Origin of the sequence: Acidiplasma cupricumulans, from assembly GCF_001402935.1 — an archaeon.
In the GTDB taxonomy this organism is placed as follows: domain Archaea; phylum Thermoplasmatota; class Thermoplasmata; order Thermoplasmatales; family Thermoplasmataceae; genus Acidiplasma; species Acidiplasma aeolicum.
The window spans coordinates 1-781 of record NZ_LKBH01000252.1 but is presented as its reverse complement, the minus strand read 5'-3'; the positions used below and the strand labels follow the sequence as shown (position 1 = coordinate 781).

At 32.9% G+C, this 781-nt stretch carries 1 protein-coding gene; it reads right to left on the bottom strand.

All coding sequences use genetic code 11. From position 1 onward, the window contains the following. Nucleotides 1-21 precede the first annotated feature (21 nt). Nucleotides 22-639: a hypothetical protein gene (locus tag AOG55_RS06730; protein WP_055041067.1), complete on the bottom strand. Its 618-nt coding sequence runs from the start codon at nucleotides 637-639 to the stop codon at nucleotides 22-24. Nucleotides 640-781 lie beyond the last annotated feature (142 nt).

Sequence of the window (781 nt, the reverse complement as noted above, 5' to 3'; positions counted from 1 at the left end):
TAATTTGTTTTATAAAAATAATTATTCTGGTGGTGGCAGTGATATTTTTAAGAGATTTGCATGTTCCTGTGTAATATCCTCCTCAGCATATTTTTCCGGTTTGGGCTTTTTTCCATCAAATTTAACATTATGGAAAAAGAATTTCTTTGCTGATGGGTCGGCTGTAAATAATCTTACCTCCGGCAAGGACATTATGTACTCCATTGAGGATTCATCTAGGGTTGAAAGCTGTTTTGTCGCCAGCCATGTCCTGACATGAATTAAAAGGGCGTGTTTATACCCAGCATTTTTAAGTGCTGTTAGGGTGCTGTTGAACATCTTAGCCACATCGCTCATTTTTTGTTCCCCTCCAAGAGCAATGTAAACTGCGTCATAATTTTCATGCGTTATTTTATCAGCGGTTTTATTTATATCATTATCATAATTAAAGACATTTATTTTATTTTCAGAATAGCCGTATTTATCAAGGTATGCCACAGCTGCAGCAGCGGATATGGACTCGCATATTCTATCAGGATAGCTTATTATTGCTATTTTTTTAAATCCCTGAAACTCATAAATTCCAACCAGCCTTCCTGTCAGAGCCCTTAAATAAACCTCCTGTTCCAGTGATGCCCTGGAAGATGTTTCTTCTACCATAACTAATAATAGATATCATAAATATAAATTTATTCATTTTTTGTTAGTATAAAACATCGTAAATATAAATTTAGAACCTTAATTTTACTGGATATTTACCTGATATTACAATTAAAATTATTAAACGAAATTAATAATAAAA